This window comes from Streptomyces sp. NPDC058157 (assembly GCF_042884105.1).
GTDB lineage: Bacteria > Actinomycetota > Actinomycetes > Streptomycetales > Streptomycetaceae > Streptomyces.
On sequence record NZ_JBHVUQ010000261.1, the window covers coordinates 5,700 to 8,379 of the forward strand.

Annotated in this window: 3 protein-coding genes and 1 pseudogene; 1 reads left to right on the forward strand and 3 read right to left on the reverse strand. The window is 75.9% G+C overall.

Annotated features, from left to right (window positions below; all coding sequences use genetic code 11):
- From ACFVXK_RS34810 to ACFVXK_RS34820, 3 genes and pseudogenes are all read right to left on the reverse strand, one after another.
- Nucleotides 1–829 (reverse strand): annotated as a pseudogene (locus tag ACFVXK_RS34810) (hypothetical protein); the annotation flags it as partial.
- 108 nt (nt 830–937) lie between these two features.
- Nucleotides 938–1,264: a putative quinol monooxygenase gene (locus ACFVXK_RS34815; RefSeq protein ID WP_079423741.1), complete on the reverse strand. Its 327-nt coding sequence runs from the start codon at nt 1,262–1,264 to the stop codon at nt 938–940.
- A 97-nt stretch (nt 1,265–1,361) separates the two neighbouring features.
- Complete coding sequence (locus ACFVXK_RS34820; RefSeq protein WP_389620110.1) at nt 1,362–2,105, reverse strand: IclR family transcriptional regulator; 744 nt, start codon at nt 2,103–2,105, stop codon at nt 1,362–1,364.
- Nucleotides 2,106–2,222: 117 nt separating this feature from the next.
- On the opposite strand from ACFVXK_RS34820, the gene ACFVXK_RS34825 reads away from it, so the two are divergent.
- Nucleotides 2,223–2,680 (forward strand): class I SAM-dependent methyltransferase (locus ACFVXK_RS34825; protein ID WP_389620112.1); only part of this gene is annotated, 458 nt, incomplete at its 3' end.

The window sequence follows — 2,680 nt, forward strand, 5'->3', positions numbered from 1 at the left end:
CGACCTGCGAGGCGTCGGCGGCGAGGGACCCGCCGGAGGGGCTGGCGGTGACCCCCGGGGGGAGCTGCCCGAGCGACCAGGTCAGTTTCCCGCCGCCGCTGTTGCGGACGACCAGGGTGGCGGGCCATTCGCCGTTCGCGCAGAACTCCCTGACGCCGGTGGGACGCAGCGACAGCACCGGTTCGGCCGCCGGAGGGGGCTCGCTCGACTGCTTCGGCGGCGCCTGCGGTGTCGAACGGCCCGGCGCGGGGCTTTCGCCGCTCCGGGCGGGCGGGGCGGAGGCGGCCCGTGTGGGCGGAGCCGGGGCCTCGGTGGCCGGGGAGCCGGGGCTGGTGGCGGGTGCCGGGGCGGCTGCGCCGGTGGAGGCGGAAGGGGCGCCGCCGGACGCGTCGGCCCGGGCGGTGGGCGTGGCGGCCGCCTGGGGTGGGAGGGTGGCCGGGTCGTGGCCCAGCCGGTGGCCCACGAAGAACCCGCCGAGGGCCAGGACCATGACGCCGCCGATGACCAGCATCATGGTCTTCGTCTTCTTCTTGGCCCGCTTCTGCCGCGCCTTGGAGCCCGGGTGCCCGGTCCGCCCGCCCTGCACGATGATGCCCTCGCGGACCGAGCGGGGGTCGTCCTGCTTGGGACCGATCGCCCGCGGGTCGTCCTGCTTCGGACCGATCGCCCGGGAGTCCGACGCCGTGCGGCCGCCCTGGACGATGATGCCGTGGTCGCCCGGCGTCGGGTCGGTGAAGCCTCCGCCGGTGTGCGGCGTGGTCCCGTGGGACGGGACCGACGCGTCGTTCTCCGGACGGGGCACGTCCGGTCCACCTCTGCCGTCGCTCATGGCACTGTCCCCCCTGGGGTCGGCCTGCTCCTGCCCAGACAGTTTTCGGCCACGGAGCCACGGGGTCCATCCCCGCGACGTGACGGCGACGTCCCGATCTCGTACCGGTCAGTCGCGGGGCGACAGTTCGGCCATGGCGCTCCAGCCCTGGCCGGGGACCTCGACGTGGATGATCTCCGGGGTGGTGGCGATGGCCCCGGCGAGCGTCTCCATCCCGGCCTTGAAGTGCTCCGACGCGACGTGCGCGGCGCCCGCCTCGGCGTCGGTGAACGCCTCCAGCAGGGTGTACTTGTTCGGGTCGTCCACGCTGCGGGACCAGTCGTAGAAGAGGTTGCCCGGCTCGGACCGGGTGGCGCGGGTGAAGTCGTCGACGAGGGTGAGCCAGTTGTCGCTGTGCTCCGGGCGGACGTCGAACCTGACGGCGATGAAGATCATGCGGCCAGCCTGGCACGCGGGACGGGCCCCGCGCACGTCCGCCGCCCGCCATTCCGGCAGGGCCGGAATCCGGGCCGGGCGGCGGTGGGCGAGCCCCTCAGCCGAGGCGGACGGCGGCCGCCTCGGCGAGGGCGGCGCGGATGCCCTCCGGGCGGCGGCGGAACTCCCCCGTGGGCACCGACACCGACAGCGCGTGCACGGTGTCCCGTTCCTCCCCGGCCGCCGGCAGCGCGACCGCCAGGCAGGTCCACGCCGGGTCCGCCTCCCCCACCGACACCGCGAAGCCCGCCGCGCGGACCCGCAGCAGCTCCGCCTCCATGGCGTCGGCGCTCGTGATGGTCGCCGCGGTCAGCCGGGCCATGCCGTGTTCGTCGAGGTAGCGCCGGCGCGCCCGCGGGGTCAGCCGGGACAGCAGGGCCTTGCCGTGGGCGGTGGCGTGGGCGCGGGTCTCCCGGCCGGGCGCGAACGGGTTCGCGGTGTCCGTGACCGGGGCGGTGGTGTCCACCACGGTGATCACCCCGCCCCGGTAGGCCGTGTAGTAGGACTCGCCGCCGGTCGCCCGCCGCAGCCGGGCCAGTAGTTCGGGCATGCCCGGGGCCGGGGCCAGCTGGTGCAGGAAGCTGCGGTGGAGCCGGGGCAGCTCGGGCCCGAGCGCGTAGCCGCGGGCCGTGCGCACCAGGTAGCCGCGCTCGGTGAGCGGACCCAGGAGGTGGTAGGCGGTGGACAGGGAGCAGCCCGCGAGGCGGGCCAGCGCCTTGGCGCTGACCGGGCCGGGCGCCGCGGCCACCGCGTCGACGAGGGCCAGCGCGCGGTCGAGGGACTGCGGACCGGTGTGCGGCATGGTGCTGGTGGTTCCCCGGGGACGGACGGCAGGACGGGCTCCAGCCTACGCGGCGGCGCGCGGGGCACCGTCGACAGGACGTCACCGTGCGGTCACACTGGGCACGGAGGTGTACCCATGACCCGAGCCGACCGGCCCGACGACATGCGCGCGACCGTGCGGGAGACGTACGGCCCCTCGGACCTCAGCTCGGTCCCCGTGTTCGCCGGTGGTTTCATCAACTTCGGCTACTGGCGGCCCGAGGACCTCGACGGCACGCCGTCGGTGGACGACCGGATCCGCAGCCAGCAGGACCTGTACCGGCGGGTGCTCGACACGGCGGGCCCGCTCGGCGGCGGGGAGCTGCTGGAGGTCGGCTGCGGGCTGGGCGTGGGCTGCGCCCTGGCCGTCGGGGAGTACGGCCCGGCCCGGGTCACCGGTATGGACATCCACCCCCAGCAGCTGGAACGGGCCCGGCGGGCCACCGCCGGGCTGCTGGCGGAGCCGGGGCCCGAGCGGCTGCGGCTGGTGCGCGGGGCCGCGGAGGAGATGCCGTTCGGGGACGGGGAGTTCGACTGCGTCTACAGCGTGGAGGC

What these genes read in the sequence shown, in the direction of transcription:
- ACFVXK_RS34820 (WP_389620110.1), bottom strand. Translation starts at nt 2,105, where the DNA reads ATGCCGCACACCGGTCCGCAGTCCCTCGACCGCGCGCTGGCCCTCGTC.
- ACFVXK_RS34815 (WP_079423741.1), bottom strand. Translation starts at nt 1,264, where the DNA reads ATGATCTTCATCGCCGTCAGGTTCGACGTCCGCCCGGAGCACAGCGAC.